16 protein-coding genes and 1 pseudogene are annotated in these 13,315 nt (G+C 72.0%); 10 read left to right on the top strand and 7 right to left on the bottom strand.

Annotated features, from left to right (window positions below):
- Positions 1 to 54: 54 nt before the first annotated feature.
- On the bottom strand, positions 55 to 591 hold the full coding sequence (locus ACFPP6_RS35110; RefSeq protein ID WP_382050870.1) for a hypothetical protein: 537 nt from the start codon (positions 589 to 591) through the stop codon (positions 55 to 57).
- 160 nt (positions 592 to 751) lie between these two features.
- The gene (locus ACFPP6_RS35105; protein WP_382050896.1) at positions 752 to 1,030 is read right to left on the bottom strand and encodes a DUF1540 domain-containing protein; all 279 of its coding nucleotides are present in this window, start codon (positions 1,028 to 1,030) and stop codon (positions 752 to 754) included.
- A gap of 334 nt (positions 1,031 to 1,364) precedes the next feature.
- Here ACFPP6_RS35105 and ACFPP6_RS35100 point away from each other — a divergent pair, with 334 nt between their 5' ends.
- Positions 1,365 to 2,324 (top strand): helix-turn-helix domain-containing protein, encoded by a 960-nt coding sequence (locus ACFPP6_RS35100; protein ID WP_382050868.1) that lies wholly within the window; start codon positions 1,365 to 1,367, stop codon positions 2,322 to 2,324.
- A 240-nt stretch (positions 2,325 to 2,564) separates the two neighbouring features.
- A pseudogene (locus ACFPP6_RS35095) lies at positions 2,565 to 3,143 on the top strand (dioxygenase family protein); the annotation flags it as partial.
- 53 nt (positions 3,144 to 3,196) lie between these two features.
- On the opposite strand, the gene ACFPP6_RS35090 reads toward ACFPP6_RS35095, so the two are convergent.
- Positions 3,197 to 3,739, bottom strand: coding sequence for a DUF1707 and FHA domain-containing protein (locus tag ACFPP6_RS35090; RefSeq protein WP_335581061.1), 543 nt, complete (start codon positions 3,737 to 3,739; stop codon positions 3,197 to 3,199).
- 181 nt (positions 3,740 to 3,920) lie between these two features.
- Here ACFPP6_RS35090 and ACFPP6_RS35085 point away from each other — a divergent pair, with 181 nt between their 5' ends.
- From ACFPP6_RS35085 to ACFPP6_RS35065, 5 genes are all read left to right on the top strand, one after another.
- The gene (locus ACFPP6_RS35085; protein ID WP_382050865.1) at positions 3,921 to 4,589 is read left to right on the top strand and encodes a maltokinase N-terminal cap-like domain-containing protein; all 669 of its coding nucleotides are present in this window, start codon (positions 3,921 to 3,923) and stop codon (positions 4,587 to 4,589) included.
- Between the two features lie 23 nt (positions 4,590 to 4,612).
- Positions 4,613 to 5,137: a GNAT family N-acetyltransferase gene (locus ACFPP6_RS35080; protein WP_382050863.1), complete on the top strand. Its 525-nt coding sequence runs from the start codon at positions 4,613 to 4,615 to the stop codon at positions 5,135 to 5,137.
- Between the two features lie 128 nt (positions 5,138 to 5,265).
- Complete coding sequence (locus ACFPP6_RS35075) at positions 5,266 to 5,703, top strand: hypothetical protein (RefSeq protein ID WP_382050861.1); 438 nt, start codon at positions 5,266 to 5,268, stop codon at positions 5,701 to 5,703.
- A 116-nt stretch (positions 5,704 to 5,819) separates the two neighbouring features.
- Positions 5,820 to 5,975: a DUF6131 family protein gene (locus ACFPP6_RS35070; protein WP_173864753.1), complete on the top strand. Its 156-nt coding sequence runs from the start codon at positions 5,820 to 5,822 to the stop codon at positions 5,973 to 5,975.
- Between the two features lie 99 nt (positions 5,976 to 6,074).
- Complete coding sequence (locus tag ACFPP6_RS35065; RefSeq protein ID WP_382050859.1) at positions 6,075 to 7,103, top strand: iron-containing redox enzyme family protein; 1,029 nt, start codon at positions 6,075 to 6,077, stop codon at positions 7,101 to 7,103.
- A gap of 23 nt (positions 7,104 to 7,126) precedes the next feature.
- On the opposite strand, the gene ACFPP6_RS35060 is transcribed toward ACFPP6_RS35065, so the two are convergent.
- The gene (locus tag ACFPP6_RS35060; RefSeq protein ID WP_382050857.1) at positions 7,127 to 7,294 is read right to left on the bottom strand and encodes a CDGSH iron-sulfur domain-containing protein; all 168 of its coding nucleotides are present in this window, start codon (positions 7,292 to 7,294) and stop codon (positions 7,127 to 7,129) included.
- A 121-nt stretch (positions 7,295 to 7,415) separates the two neighbouring features.
- The gene (locus ACFPP6_RS35055) at positions 7,416 to 8,081 is read right to left on the bottom strand and encodes a HemK2/MTQ2 family protein methyltransferase (RefSeq protein ID WP_382050855.1); all 666 of its coding nucleotides are present in this window, start codon (positions 8,079 to 8,081) and stop codon (positions 7,416 to 7,418) included.
- A 169-nt stretch (positions 8,082 to 8,250) separates the two neighbouring features.
- Between ACFPP6_RS35055 and ACFPP6_RS35050 the strand changes: the two genes are divergently transcribed.
- The gene (locus ACFPP6_RS35050) at positions 8,251 to 8,658 is read left to right on the top strand and encodes an ATP-binding protein (RefSeq protein ID WP_382050853.1); all 408 of its coding nucleotides are present in this window, start codon (positions 8,251 to 8,253) and stop codon (positions 8,656 to 8,658) included.
- 46 nt (positions 8,659 to 8,704) lie between these two features.
- Here the strand turns inward: ACFPP6_RS35050 and ACFPP6_RS35045 are convergent, their stop codons facing one another.
- A complete protein-coding gene (locus tag ACFPP6_RS35045) occupies positions 8,705 to 9,364 on the bottom strand; it encodes a hypothetical protein (protein ID WP_382050851.1) in 660 nt (219 codons plus the stop codon).
- Between the two features lie 473 nt (positions 9,365 to 9,837).
- On the opposite strand from ACFPP6_RS35045, the gene ACFPP6_RS35040 reads away from it, so the two are divergent.
- Positions 9,838 to 11,055 carry a beta-ketoacyl-[acyl-carrier-protein] synthase family protein gene (locus ACFPP6_RS35040; RefSeq protein WP_382050849.1) on the top strand — a complete coding sequence of 406 codons (1,218 nt, stop codon included), beginning with the start codon at positions 9,838 to 9,840 and terminating at the stop codon, positions 11,053 to 11,055.
- A gap of 177 nt (positions 11,056 to 11,232) precedes the next feature.
- A complete protein-coding gene (locus tag ACFPP6_RS35035; RefSeq protein WP_382050847.1) occupies positions 11,233 to 12,345 on the top strand; it encodes a PP2C family protein-serine/threonine phosphatase in 1,113 nt (370 codons plus the stop codon).
- Positions 12,346 to 12,387: 42 nt separating this feature from the next.
- On the opposite strand, the gene ACFPP6_RS35030 is transcribed toward ACFPP6_RS35035, so the two are convergent.
- Positions 12,388 to 12,948: a GNAT family N-acetyltransferase gene (locus ACFPP6_RS35030; RefSeq protein WP_382050845.1), complete on the bottom strand. Its 561-nt coding sequence runs from the start codon at positions 12,946 to 12,948 to the stop codon at positions 12,388 to 12,390.
- Between the last annotated feature and the right edge of the window lie 367 nt (positions 12,949 to 13,315).

The raw sequence follows: 13,315 nt of genomic DNA, 5'->3' as shown, positions 1-13,315 counted from the left end.
CAGTCAGCAGTGACCGGTTGCCACGGCTTCGCCCGGCGCGGACGGAGGGGTGCGTCAGTTCCAGGGGTTGGCCGGCTGGTCGTTGATGGCCGTCCAGAAGCGGGTCCCGGCCGGGACGTCCCCGTAGGCCCAGTAGCTCCAGCCGCCCGAACTCTCCAGGTTGGGCCCGTACCTGCCGTCGTGGAACTCGGCCATGCGCCAGCCCGTTCCGAAGTTGTTCGCGCAGACTCCGTCGGCGACCGCGCGGCTGGTCAGGCGGGTGCCGCGGATCGGATTGGTGGCCGCGACCGAGCCGCGTGCCCAGCCCGCGTAGAAGCCGGGCGTGATGCCGGCGGGGGCCGGCGAGCCGTCGACTCTCAGGCAGAGAACCGGCAGGGCCGTGGTCGTGGCGGTGTCACCCTGGTACGGATTGCTCAGCGGGCCGCCGCCCACCTGCACGGTTCCGCCGGGGCCGTCCGCGAGCAGGGTCCAGGTCATGGCCTTGCCGTTGGCGTCCCCGGAGGGCGTCGCGGCTGCAGCCGGGGTCACGACGCTCCCTGCCGCGGCCAGGGCCGCAACACCGAGAGCGAGGGCCGTCTTCACCGAGCGCATGGCTTCTCCTCACTGATGTGACATGAGATGCGATGGCGTAACGGTGGGGATTCTCCACGCTCTTCACAGAACCTCCAAGGGCGGAACCGGACACCGCTCGGGAGGCGGCCGCGCGCGGCTCAGCCCTGCCGAGGCTCGCTCAGCCCTGTCCTTGTCCGGGCTATCTCGCCGTGTACGTCAGGCAGTCCGCCGAGGGCCCCAGGGACGCCACGGTGATGCCGGGCGCCTGGCATTCGAGGCCGACGTTGTGCAGGCAACCGGACATCTTGCAGGCACCCACCCGGCCGACGGCGGAGGCGTCGCCGCCCTTGGACGGGAAGACGAAGTACGTGTCGCAGTGGGCGTGCGTCGCGTCTCCCACCGTGATGGCCAGCGCGTGGCAGGCGCTGTTCTGGTTGTACGCGCACTCGTCCACCTGACATACGCTCACCTGCGGCATTTCCACGGCGTTCTCCTCGGCATGACGTCCGGCACGGCGCCCCTGGGCCGTTCCCACGACGCCTTCCTCGGGCACCGGACGGCGACACCGGTGATCCGGTGCGTTCACCCGGAAGCGGGAGCCGTGCCGCCGGAGCCCGCGACGAGCGCCCGCAGCCGCAGCCGCAATCGCAGTCGCAGTCGCAGTCGCAGTCGCAGTCGCAGTCGCCGCAAGGGGACACCTCCGATCCGGACACCTCCGATCCGGCCTCCTCCCCCGGCCCCTTGACCGGGCCGCACGCCACGGGGTCAGCTGACCGTGGATCCCGGGCCGTACAGGACGGAGGCGGAGCGACATGACCACACGGGCACGCGACCGGGTGCGGCACGCCGACCCGCTCCCCCTGCACCGCCTGCAGGTCGCACCGCCGCAGGCACCGCCGTTCGCCATCGGCTCCTTCGACGCCCTCGGCCCCGACTCCCGGGCGGGCTACCCGCACCGGCACACCTTCTACGAGATCGTCTACGTGACCGGCGGCTCGGGCGCCCACGTCATCGACCTCGTCCGCAGGCCCCTCAGCCCTCCCCACCTGTGCGTCATCCTGCCCGGGCAGGTGCACCACTGGGAGCAGGTGTCGGGCCTGCGCGGCGTCCTGACACTGTTCACCGAGGACTTCCTGCTGGCACACCCCGGCGACCGGCAGCTGCTGCGCACGCTCGCGGAGCAGCACTGGCTCCGTCTACCCGACGCGCCCTCCGGCGGGGACGGCGACGCCGCGGGCATCGGCCCGCTCGTCCGGGCCATGGCGGCAGAGTTCGCCGCGAAGGCGGACGGCTACGCCTCCGTGCTGGAGGCGTACCTGCACATCCTGCTCGTACGCGCCCTGCGCCTGCCCGGCGCGCGAAGACCCGACGCCGCAGCAGGCCGGGCCGCGGAAGTCGCGCGGGAATTCGGCCTGCTGCTCACCGGGACCGCGGGTGCCGAGCGGTCGGTCGGGGCGTACGCGGCGCGCATCGGCGTCTCCGTCGGCTATCTGAACGAGGCCGTCAAACAGGCCACCGGCCGTACGCCCGGCGAGCTGATCCGCGCGGCCCGGACGCTGGAGGCGAAGCGGCTGCTGGCCGGTTCCTCCCTCGGCGTCGGCCAGGTCGCACGGCGCGTGGGCTTCACCGACCCCGCGTACTTCTGCCGCTTCTTCCGGCGCGAGACCGGCCTCAGCCCCGGGGACTTCCGCCGCAGGGCGGTGACGCAGGAGCCGGAGAGGCGGGGGGAGGTGGGAAAGCTGGGGGAGGCGGGAAGGCAGGGCCCCACGTAGGCCTACGGAATCACCATGTTCACCCAGCGGAGTCCATCGATCCGCAGGGCCCGCCTCCCTAGGTTCTTCGGTGAGTCACTCACCCCCAGGAGGCGGACCATGACGGACGATCACGCCCGCACCGGCGACACCGGCGATACCGGCATCACCGGAGGCAACGGGGACACCGGAGGCACCGGGGCCGCGGAGGCGACCGGCCGGCGGACGGTCAGTCGCAAGACCCTGCTCAAAGCGGCACTCATGGCGGTTCCCCTGCCCGCGCTGCTCGGCAGCGGCGTGGCCCTCGCCCGGGACCACCGGCCCTCGGACGCACCCCTCCGGCCGACGCCCTTCTGCGACGACGGGGACGACCCCACGCCGCCGCAGATCGAAGGCCCCTATTTCAAGCCCGACTCCCCCGAGCGCGCTTCGCTGCTGGAAGCTGGGACGCGGGGCACGCGGCTCACGGTCGAAGGCTACGTCTTCGGACCGACCTGCCGCCCCGTCGCGCACGCCCTGCTGGACTTCTGGCAGGCCGACGACGCGGGCGCGTACGACAACCGCGGCTTCCGGATGAGGGGGCACCAGTACACGGACGCCCGGGGAGCGTTCAAGCTGACGACCATCGTGCCGGGCCTCTACCCGGGCCGTACGCGCCACCTCCACGTCAAGGTGCAGGCACCCGGCGGCCCCCTCCTCACCACGCAGCTCTATTTCCCCGGAGAGCCCCGCAACAACACCGACCCGATCTTCAACGCCGCCCTGCTCATGAACGTCCGCCAGGCCGGCCCGGCGAAGCAGGCGACCTTCGACTTCGTGGTGAACACGGGCGGGCCGGGGAAGTAGCAGCGCGGTCGGCAGCCTGCGGCCTGCGGCCGGGCCGTGCCGGGCCGTCAGACCGACAGCCGGAAGCCCAGGTCGCCGAATGCGACGTGATCGCCGGGACCGACCCGGACGGACCCGGCGATGCGCAGGCCGTTGACGTAGGTGCCGTTGCGGGAGCCGAGGTCCGTCAGGCGCCAGCCGTGGTCGAGCCAGCGCAGCTCCGCGTGGCGGCGGGAGACCGTGTCGTCCTCCAGACGCAGGTCGGAGACCGGGGCCCGGCCGATGGTCAGCGGCTTCGTACCGGGCTCGGGGAGCCGGAGGCCGGGGAGCCGTGCGCCGCGCCAGGCTCCGCGCACGTGGGCCCCGAAGGCGGACAGACGGCTCACCGTACGCAGGATGAAGTCCGAGAACCGTCCGCGAGTGGGGAGATCGGCCATGGCGAGCTCGATCTCGGCGCTGGTGCGGGCGGTCAGGACGAGGTCCATGCGGCGCATGAACGTGTCGTGGGACAGCCTGCCGTCGCCGGTGCCGTCGCGCAGGACCGCCAGGGCCCGCTCCCGGTCGGCCTCGGAAGGCCGGGTCACGCGCGTACGGAACTCAGGAGACGTCATGGAGGTGATTCTCGGGTTTCGGCCCCGCCCTGTCCACAAAATCAAACAGATGCACGGCACTGATGGGAAATCAGCGGATCCGGCCGTGCCATTGTCGGGGGCACCCGGCACGTGGGCGCACCGGGCCGGGGTGGGAAGGTGTCAGGGCCCGCACGCCGTCCGACGGAGGAGAGAGCACAGCATGGCCGTCATCCACGCCACCACCCTCAAGCCGACCAAGGGAGAACTGCTCACCGCCTGGCTCCCCTCACGCCCCTGGTACCAGGGCGCAGGCGAACCGCAGTTGACCAGGTCCGGCGGCTTCCGGCTCGACGACCCACAGGGGGAGGTCGGGATCGAGTTCATAGTCGTCACCGACACCTCCGGAACGGCCCCGGTCGCCTACCTGGTGCCGCTCACCTATCGCGGCGCCCCCCTGGAGGGGGCGGGCGACGACGCCCTCGTCGGCACCATGGAGCACGGGGTGCTGGGGCGGCGCTGGGTCTACGACGGCTGCCACGACCCGGTGCTGGTCGCCCAGTTGCTCGCCCTCGTCGAGGGCCGGGTGCGGGCCCAGGACCAGAACGTCAGCGACACCCCCGACCCCGAAGTCACCCGTTCCTTCACCGGTGCGGGCCCAGCCCCGGCGGACTTCGCCGTCACCGCCACGACCGACGGCGCAGAGGCCACCGAACTGTCCGCCCTGCACGGCACGAAACTGCACCTGCACCGGGTCCTGCAGCCCGGCCCCGACGCCCCCGCCTCCCTCCCCGAAGGGGCGACGGGCCACGTAGGCGGCCCCTGGCAACTCCCGGACGGCACCCGCGTCCGGGGACTGTTCGCCGTACTGCAGAACCTCCCGCAGGCCTGAGGGCAGGGGCCAGCCTTGCCGCCATGCTGACTGGAGATCTTGTACGGCTTCGCGCTTTCGAACCTTCCGATGCGGAGCTCATATGGCGCTGGAACAACGATCCCGAGGTCGGGCGCTGGATGTTCGGCGGATATCCGGAGTCCGCCGCCCAGATCGCCCGGCGCTTCGAGGAACTGCCGCGGAACTCCTACGCCGGCACGTTCCTCGGCATAGAGCCGCTCGACGCACCGCGGCTGATCGGGTCGGTGCGGCTGCGCGATGCCGCCCCCGAGACCGGTGCGGCCGAGCTGGACCTCCGGATCGGCGACAAGGACTACTGGGGCCGCGGCTACGCGACCGACACCATGCGGGTGATCTGCCGGTACGGCTTCGAGGACATGCGTCTGTACCGGATCGCCCTGACCGTCGTCGCGGACAACGTCCCGGCCCGCCGTGTCTACGAGAAGGTCGGCTTCGTCGAGGAGGGGCGCCGGCGGGAGTGCTTCCGCCGGGGCGGCAAGTGGCACGACATGATCATCATGGGGCTCCTCGAGGGCGAACTCCGCTGAGGCCGCCGGAGCCGCCCTCCCCCCTCCTCTCCCCCGCCCCCTCCGCCTTGCGAATGAGTATGCGCACCTGTGCGTGGTGAGTAGCTGCCCCGAGGCGCGCCGGCCGGTGCGGAGGGTTCACTGGCCCCATGAACGACCAGGGAACGCGAGAAGACGCCGAGCTGCGGCGGGCGTGGGCCGACGCCAATGCTGCGGACGCCGCCGAGCAGGCACGGGTGGCCCGTCCCGGCGGGCCCGCCGATCGTGACGACGACGCATCGAGTGCGCCCCTCTGGGCCACGGTGCTCGCGGTGCTGCTCATCCCCGTGGCCGTGTTGTTCGGCTCGCTCGCTCCCATGGCCACCGACAGCTGCGGGCCGGACAACTGCTCCCGGGCGCTCGACGGCGCCCTTGCCCTGGTCGAGTACAGCCTGTTCACCACGGTGATCGGTACGCCGGTGCTGCTTCTGACGTCCTGGGTCCTTCCGCGCCGCATGCGCTACGCCAAGGCACGCAAGTACCTCGCGTGGGGCGCACTGCTCCCGCCTGTGATCGTCAACCTCATGGTGCTCGGCCTGCCGGAGTGAGGCCCCGGCCGAGGAGCGGACGCGTCGGCAGGTGCTGGAAACAGGAACAACTGGCGCGCAGGCCGACCGGGGAAGATAGTAGGAAGCAGGGGATATCCGTCACATCGGAGGACACCATGATCGTCCTCGGAGTCATTCTCCTCATCATCGGGTTCCTGACCGGAATCTCGATCCTGTGGACCATCGGCATCATCCTGCTGATCATCGGCCTGATCCTCTGGGTCCTCGGCGCAGTGGGGCACGCGGTCGGCGGACGTAAGCACTATTGGTAGCCGGTGCTGGTGCTGGTGCAAAAGCTGTAGGCGAAGCAGCCGGTCCTCGGCCGTCGGCTGTACAGAGGCGGGCGGCCCGGGCACGCTGTGCCCGTCGGCATGCATTCCGGCGCACCTGGGCCGGCCGTGACAGAAGGGAGCAGGGTGCCGAGCCTGCCCGACGCACGCGGAACCTTGTCCGAGGCGGTGATCGGTGCGCTCGGCAGCCGGCCCGGAGGGGCGGCGCACCTTGCTCCCGACGGCGCTGTGCGCAGCTCCGACCCGTACGGAGACGATCTCCACCTCGCCCTCTACCTCTGCTACGAGCTGCACTACAGAGGCTTCGGCGGCGTGGACGACGCCTGGGAATGGGACCCGGAGCTGCTCCGGCTGCGCGCTGCGCTGGAACGGGCGTTTCTCGCTGCCCTGCGCAGCGACGTCCCGGCCCATCCGGACGTGACCTCCGCGCTGCGGGACCTGCTCCTGGAGCCCGCCGAAGGAGCGGGAGTCTCGCACTTCCTGCGTGACGAGGGCAGGATGCGGCACCTGCGCGAGTACGTGGCCCTGCGCTCCCTGTACCAGCTCAAGGAAGCGGACCCGCACGCCTGGGCCATTCCGCGGCTGACCGGGAGGGCCAAGGCGGGGCTGGTGGCCGTGGAGTACGACGAGTTCGGTGCGGGGCGTGCCGACCGCATCCACGCGGGCCTCTTCGCCGCCGCGATGGGCGAGCTCGGCCTCGACCCGGCGTACGGCCGCTACCTGGAGGCAGCCACGGCGCACGCCCTGGCCGTGGTGAACCTGATGTCACTGCTGGGGCTGCACCGGTCGCTGCGCGGTGCGCTCGCCGGGCACTTCGCGGCCGTGGAGATCACGTCGTCCCCCTCGTCCCGGCGCCTGGTCCAGGCGATCGACAGACTCGGTGCGGGCCCCGCGGCCCGTCACTTCTACGCCGAACACGTCGAAGCGGACGCCGTGCACGAGCAGTTGGTACGCCATGAGGTCATCGGCGGTCTGCAGGCGGACGATCCCGGGCTGACGAACGACATCGTCTTCGGGATCGACGCCACCGTGTGGCTCGAGGACCGTCTCTCCGACCACATTCTCGGGGCTTGGAAGGAGGGTGGCTCCGCGGTACGCCGACCTCTCTGACGGGGTCCCGGGTCCCACGCCCGTCACGGCTCCCGGGACGACTCATCCGGCCGTCGACGGCGGCGGTGGCTGGTGTCGCAGAACGGGTAGAGAAGGCTCCGGCGACAGGTGCACACGGCGACGACCGGCCGGTCCGAACGGACGACCCTGCCGTCCGCCGTCACGAACTCCACCGGCCCCTCGATCAGCATCGGCCCGCCCGGTTCCTGCCACACCCGCCGCGCCTCTTCGCGGCCCGCCTCCGCCCTCCCGGGAGGGCTGCGCCGGGGGCCGGGACCGGAGCCGGCCGGCTCCTCAGGTCCGGCCGGCTCCTCAGGCGAGGTGCTCGCCACGGACCACCACCAGTTCGTCCCGGACCTCGTCGGCCCCGATCAGCCCTTGCTCCCGCATCCACGGGCTCTGACCGCGCATGACCGGGCCGTACGCCACGGTGCGCCGGGCGGTCACTTCCACGGTCAGCCCACCCTTCTCCAGTGCCTTCACGGTGCGTTCCGGCCCGCACACGGACGAGTGCACCATCAGCACCACCCCGCCGGGCCGGAGCAGCTCCGGCACTCCCCGGCACAGACGGTCCAGGAGGGCTCGGCCGTCCGCTCCCCCGGCCCAGTTCCGCCCCGGACCGTGCAGCGGCCTCCGGCCGCCCCGCACCGGCACCGGCACCGGCACGTACGGAGGGTTGGCCAGGATCAGATCGAAGCGCCCCCCGGACACGGGCGTCAGCAGGTCGCCCCGGACGGCCCGCACGCGCACCCCTGCCCGCAGCGCGTTCAGGCGGGTCGTGAGCACCGCACGGCGCGAGGCGTCGACGGCGAAGGCCCGGGCGCGGCGCCGCGCCGCCGCCACAGCCAGCACGCCGCAGCCGGTCCCCACGTCCAGCACGGCGGCACCGCGATCCACCCGCTCCCGGGAGAAGGCCTCCAGGAGCAGTGCTGTGTCCTCCTGCGGCACATAGACCCCAGGAAGCCGGAAGAAGCGCATCTCCCCCGGATACCCCGGCGGGAGGGCCGATAAGCGGACCGTAGGCCCTTCGGGCCACTGGGTGAGCAGAGGCGCAGGAAGGCGTCCGTGCGGGCTGCCGCGTGTCCCGGGAGGCCGACCGGTCGTTACAAGTCATGACATGCCCACTCGTATCTCTGCAGGAGAGTCGATGCGCCGAGTCCTCACCACCGTCGCCATGGCCGCAGCCGCTCTGACCTTCGGATCGGCCACCGCCGCCCAGGCTGCCGGTTCGGCACCGTCCATGGACCTCGGCGGGCTGACGACGGTCGACCCCGGAAGTCTGGGTGAAACCGTGGACGGCGCGGCGCGGGAGACGTCGACCATCGCCGGGGACGTCGGGAGCAAGGCCGTGAAGAGGGCGGTTCCCGCGGCGGGCAGGGCAGCCGGCGGGACCGCGAAGCACACGACGGCCGCGGCCGAACGGACCGTCGGCCAGTTCGCGGGGTCGGCGGGGGTCCTCGTGGGCGAAGCGGCGAAGTCGGCCGCCCGGGGCGGACAGCCGGCCAAGGCACTGCCGACCGGCTCGCTCCCTCTGAAGGGCGGGCGGCTGAGGTGACCCGGCCGCAGGAATCGCAGAAGCCGGGAAAGCCGTAGAAGCGCGCCTACTTCCTGTCCTTGAGGGTGTAGCCGCCCGCCACGACGGGCGAGTCGGCAGCCGGTGCCATGCACGGCGTGAGCGGCGGCTTCTTCTCCTCCTTCAAAGGAGCCCCGGACATCCCGATCCGGGCGGGCCCGCCGCCCTCGCCCTCCGGGACGTAGAAGCTCACCCCCATCCGGACGTGCGGTTCGAGCAGGGTCCGCCAGGGGTGTCCGGGGCTGGTGCGCTCAAGGGTGCCGGTCACCGTGGCCGTGGGGCCGCCCGTGGTGAGGCAGTCGACCTTGAAGTCACCCCAGTAGACCTCCGGTTCGCCGCCCGGATGCTCGACCTTGTGGGAGATGCGGAAGGTTCCCCAGGACCGCAGGGGCTCATTGCCCTGGGCGAAGGTGCTGCGGGCGTCGACGGAGACCCGGATGTCGTGGCCGTCAACGGGGTAGCCCATGCGGGCCTTCCCCTGGATGGAGGAGGAGGTCGTCTCTACGGCCGCCGTCCCGGCGGTCGCCGTCCCGGCGGTCGCCGTCGTATTGAAGGCCGCCGTATTGGCGGTCGTCCGCTTCGTGCCGAGGTCGGGCGAAGGGGTGGTCGCCACCGCGGCACCGGCCGGAATGGTCAAGGCGACGGCGAGGGAGAGGAGCGCGACGGCGCGAAGGGTCTTCTTCCGCATGGAGGTCTCCGATCGGGAGTGGATCCCGGGACCGGCGCCCGGGACTGGAGTGGCGCCGGCTGCTCCCCGAGCTTGCCCAACGGGGCCTGCCCCGGGCGTCCGTCGCTCGTACCGGACGCGCCCACCGAGCGGCCGGAATCCGGAACCACCCGCCGGCCCTCCGGTCGTACACGCGGCTCCGCCGTACGGATGAGGCTCCAAGGGCCTCCGGGCAGCCCGGCCGCCCCTGCCGGAACGGGGCCCACTGCCGGGGGGCCGACCCGGAGCACTGCTCGCGGCCGGGCGTCACGCGACACCCCGCCAGACCTCCGGGAATGATCATTTCCTACAAATCCCGGACACCGAATTCCGTTGGCCACGACATCTAATTACCCATCACCCCCTTGGCAGAGTGGCCACCGAGTCGATCTCTCCCCGCAGCCGGCTCTGCGGGGAGTTGTATCTCTACTACAAAGGGGGTTCGCTCAGTGAGCATGTACACCGATGATGTGGTCGTCACGGGCCTGGGGGCCACGACTCCGCTCGGCGGGGACGTCGCCTCGACCTGGTCGGGGATGCTGGCCGGCCAGTCGGGGATCAGCGCGATCGAGGAGGAGTGGGCGGCCGACCTGCCCGTGAGGATCGCCGGCAGGCTCAGGACCGAGCCCACCGAGGTCCTGGACCGCGTACAGGCCCGCCGCATGGACCGCTGCGAGCAGATAGCGCTCGTCGCCGCCCGCGAGGCCTGGGCCGACGCGGGCAGGCCCGACACCGATCCGGAGCGGCTGGCCGTCGTGATCGGCACGGCCACCGGCGGCGCCCTGACCATGCTCGGCCAGGACGACATCCTCGAAGCCTCCGGAGTGCGGCGCGTATCGCCCCACACCGTCCCGATGCTGATGGCGAACGGCCCGGCCGCATGGGTCAGCATCGACCTCGGGGCCCGCGGCGGTGCGCACACCCCCGTCAGCGCCTGTGCGTCCGGGGCCGAGGCCATCGCGACGGGCCTGGACCTGATCCGGCTCGGCCGCGCGGACGTGGTCGTGGCGGGCGGCACGGAAGCCTGCATCCACCCGCTGCCGCTGGCCGGGTTCGCCCAGGCCAAGGCCCACTCGACGCGCAACGACGCGCCCCGGCGGGCGTCCCGCCCCTTCGACACCGACCGCGACGGATTCGTCATCGGCGAGGGCGCGGTCGTGGTCGTCCTGGAGCGCGCCGGGTCCGCGGCCTCACGGGGAGCCCGGGCCCACGCGACGCTCGCCGGCGCCGGGGTCACCTCGGACGCCCACCACATCACTGCCGCGCATCCCGAGGGTCAGGTCCGCGCGATGCGCATGGCCCTGGCCTCCGCAGGCCTGGACCCCCTGGCCGTCGAGCACGTCCACGCCCACGCGACGTCCACCCCCAAGGGCGATCTCGTCGAGGCCCGGTCGATCACCGAGGCCATCGGCACGCACCCGGCCGTCACCGCGACGAAGTCGATGACCGGCCACCTGTTCGGCGCCGCCGGCGCGATCGGCGCCCTCGCCACGATCCTCGCCGTACGCGACGGCGTCATCCCCGCGACGCAGAACCTCGACACCCTCGACCCGGAGGTGAAGCTCGACGTCGTCGCGGGACGGCCCCGGCACGGCAAGCTGACGGCCGCGCTCACGAACTCCTTCGGCTTCGGCGGGCACAACGCCTCACTCGTGTTCACGCCCGCGCCCTGAGCCGTCCCGGCCGGCTCCCCTTCGCCCCGGCCGGCCCCTCCGCCCCGCCCGGCGCCGGGCCGTTCCGGCGCGTACCCATACGGCCCCACCATGACTGGCAGCGGCAATCGGGCCCGAGGATGCTTGAGCCTGTCGTACGGGTACGGGCCTACGGCACGAACGAGCGGGAGCAGGCACGTGAGGGCACCGAACGCAGGGCGCACCGCGGAGAGGCGCTGGTTCCTGCGCCACCTCCAGCTGCTGCCGGTGGCCCTGCTCGTCGGAGGCGTCATCCTCGACTACAACACGCCGCCGCGCTTCAGCGCCGAGGCCTTCTACACCGCCGCACCGATGGCGGCGGCCGCGTTGCTGTCACTGCACGCGACGATCCTGGCAGCCGTCGGCGCCTGCGCCGCCGACTTCGCGATGCTCACGCACTTCGGCATCATGGGGGATTCCGGCGGCCGCAGTGAGCTGTCGGCGGTCGCGACCGTCTCGGCGATCGCAATCGTCGTCAACCGCCTCATGCACTACAGCAATGTGCGGCTGGAGTCCGCGCGCAGGATCGCCCTGGCCGTTCAGGACGCCATCCTGCCGCGGCCTCCGGTCTCGATCGGGCCCTACAAGATCGCCGTGCGCTACCAGTCCGCCGTGAAGGACGCGCAGATCGGCGGTGACCTCTACGGCGTCCAGGACACTCCGTACGGCGTACGCTGCCTGGTCGGCGACGTGCGGGGCAAGGGCATGGAAGCGGTGAAGGCGGTGGACGTGGCCCTCGGCGTGTTCCGGGAGGCCGCCGATGACGAACCCACGCTCGTACGGATCGCAGCCAGGCTGGACCGGGCGCTGCTGCGGGAAGCGAAGCGGCGGCAGGGGCCCGAGCGAACCGAGGGATTCGTCACCTGCGTCCTGGCCGAGATCCCGCCCTCGGGCGGCGAACTGCGGCTGATCAACCGCGGGCACCCGCCGCCGTTGCTGCTCCACGGCGGCGCGGTCCGCAGTGCGGAACCGTCCGAGCCGGCCCTGCCCCTGGGTCTGACGGAGCTGGGCGCCGTCGAGGAACGGACCGATACCGTGCCCTTCCCACCGGGGACGACCCTGTTCCTGTACACCGACGGCCTGAGCGAGGCACGCGACGGCTCCGACACGTTCTACGACCCGGTCGCCCGGCTGAACGGGCGCGACTTTCCCTCGCCGGACGCGCTGCTCGACGCCGTCCTGGCCGATGTGCGCCGTCACACCGGTGGCTGCATCACCGATGACCTGGTACTGCTCGCCATCAACCGGGGCGCGGGGGAGGTGAGCCTCTGACGCTGCTCGACCGACCGGCCGACCGGCCGAGCAGCCGCGGGCTCAAGACGTCTGCTTGGCCGCCCTCCACTCCGGCGCGAGCACCGACCAGATCTCCTCGTCGTGACGCTTCCCCCGGTAGAGGAAGCTCTCGCGGAGCACGCCGTCCTTCGTCATCCCGAGCCGCCGGGCCACGGCGATGCTGGGCGCGTTCCCCGACGACACCCACCACTCCACGCGGTGGATGCCGCGCTCCTCGACGGCCCAGTCGATGACCGCGCGCGCGGCCCGGGTCACCAGGCCCCTGCCGACCGCCGCCGGCTCCAGCCAGCAGCCCGCCTCGGCGACGCCCTGCTCGAAGTCCAGCCTCCGCAGCAGGAACCCGCCGACCAGCTCGCCGTCCGACCGGATGCCGTAGAGGCGTCCGGTGTCGGCCGCGGTCCTCTCCGCGTACGCCCGGAGGAACGCCCGGCTCGACTCCAGGTCCGTGACGACGTCGGGAAGCCCGTTGTGCTGCCCGATGAACTCCCGCCCTCGGTCCATGTGGGCCAGGAACTCCCCGGCCTGCCACGGCTCGACCGGGCGCAGCTCCGCACCGTCGTCGCCCAGCGATATCGCGTACATCGTCACCTTCCGCGGTCCGGAACCGGCACACCTGCGAAAGGATCTTCGCATGGGGTGTCACGGGCCGTGTGCGGCAACGGGCGTGCCACGGCCCAGGACCCGGGACGCCCGTCGTTCGTGAGAGGTCTCCGCTTCTACGGTCGGAATCCCGGACGGCGATGACGTTCGACGACGTTCGATGACGCTTCATGGCGCTTGATGACGCTTGATGGTGTTCGACGACGCTCGCCCGCGCCCGGCCGGTGGCCCCTCGGGAGCCACCGGCCGTGGCCTGCTGTCCGGCACAGCGCACTCGTTCGACCTGCCTGGAGTTATCGGATGCCCGTCCTGATCGCGGCCCTCGGACTGCTCGCCTTCGTCATGCCTT

The sequence above is a fragment of the Streptomyces aureoversilis genome (assembly GCF_042657885.1).
GTDB lineage: Bacteria > Actinomycetota > Actinomycetes > Streptomycetales > Streptomycetaceae > Streptomyces > Streptomyces aureoversilis.
This window is presented reverse-complemented; position numbering and strand designations above follow the sequence as displayed.

Coding starts and splice junctions, on each gene's coding strand:
- ACFPP6_RS35085 (WP_382050865.1), top strand. CDS start 3,921: ATGGCCGTCATCCACGCCACCACCCTCAAGCCGACCAAGGGAGAACTG.
- ACFPP6_RS35050 (WP_382050853.1), top strand. CDS start 8,251: ATGCGCCGAGTCCTCACCACCGTCGCCATGGCCGCAGCCGCTCTGACC.
- ACFPP6_RS35055 (WP_382050855.1), bottom strand. CDS start 8,081: ATGCGCTTCTTCCGGCTTCCTGGGGTCTATGTGCCGCAGGAGGACACA.
- ACFPP6_RS35110 (WP_382050870.1), bottom strand. CDS start 591: ATGCGCTCGGTGAAGACGGCCCTCGCTCTCGGTGTTGCGGCCCTGGCC.
- ACFPP6_RS35070 (WP_173864753.1), top strand. CDS start 5,820: ATGATCGTCCTCGGAGTCATTCTCCTCATCATCGGGTTCCTGACCGGA.
- ACFPP6_RS35075 (WP_382050861.1), top strand. CDS start 5,266: ATGAACGACCAGGGAACGCGAGAAGACGCCGAGCTGCGGCGGGCGTGG.
- ACFPP6_RS35060 (WP_382050857.1), bottom strand. CDS start 7,294: ATGCTGATCGAGGGGCCGGTGGAGTTCGTGACGGCGGACGGCAGGGTC.
- ACFPP6_RS35100 (WP_382050868.1), top strand. CDS start 1,365: ATGACCACACGGGCACGCGACCGGGTGCGGCACGCCGACCCGCTCCCC.
- ACFPP6_RS35045 (WP_382050851.1), bottom strand. CDS start 9,364: ATGCGGAAGAAGACCCTTCGCGCCGTCGCGCTCCTCTCCCTCGCCGTC.
- ACFPP6_RS35105 (WP_382050896.1), bottom strand. CDS start 1,030: ATGCCGCAGGTGAGCGTATGTCAGGTGGACGAGTGCGCGTACAACCAG.
- ACFPP6_RS35065 (WP_382050859.1), top strand. CDS start 6,075: ATGCATTCCGGCGCACCTGGGCCGGCCGTGACAGAAGGGAGCAGGGTG.
- ACFPP6_RS35090 (WP_335581061.1), bottom strand. CDS start 3,739: ATGACGTCTCCTGAGTTCCGTACGCGCGTGACCCGGCCTTCCGAGGCC.
- ACFPP6_RS35040 (WP_382050849.1), top strand. CDS start 9,838: ATGTACACCGATGATGTGGTCGTCACGGGCCTGGGGGCCACGACTCCG.
- ACFPP6_RS35080 (WP_382050863.1), top strand. CDS start 4,613: ATGCTGACTGGAGATCTTGTACGGCTTCGCGCTTTCGAACCTTCCGAT.
- ACFPP6_RS35030 (WP_382050845.1), bottom strand. CDS start 12,948: ATGTACGCGATATCGCTGGGCGACGACGGTGCGGAGCTGCGCCCGGTC.